Genomic DNA, 277 nt, shown 5'->3' on the forward strand with positions numbered 1-277 from the left:
GATGTTGAGCGCTGATTTTCATGCAAGATCACCATGACAGTAATGTGGAACTCTAGCAAATCGTATGTTGTACCATGCGAGTAAGGTGATAAATCGATGCCTTCTGCATGCTGCATGTGCCACCATTTGCTGCCCGCTTTTTCCAGCATCTCGCATATGTACGCTTCTCCAGCTTCTCCGGACGCAGCGCTAACGTCGTAAGCAGCCTCGCCAAAAGAGTTTTTGATCAAAGGATTTGCGTGCGCTTCCTCTAAAAGATACTCGACAATAGACATGT

General features: G+C 46.9%; 1 protein-coding gene. It reads right to left on the reverse strand.

Annotation, left to right across the window (positions count from 1 at the left end; all coding sequences use genetic code 11):
• Window positions 1-277 (reverse strand): hypothetical protein (locus PZC42_RS24540; RefSeq protein ID WP_277214081.1); only part of this gene is annotated, 277 nt, incomplete at both ends.

It is taken from the genome of Isoptericola croceus, assembly GCF_029382255.1.
Lineage (GTDB): Bacteria > Actinomycetota > Actinomycetes > Actinomycetales > Cellulomonadaceae > Isoptericola > Isoptericola croceus.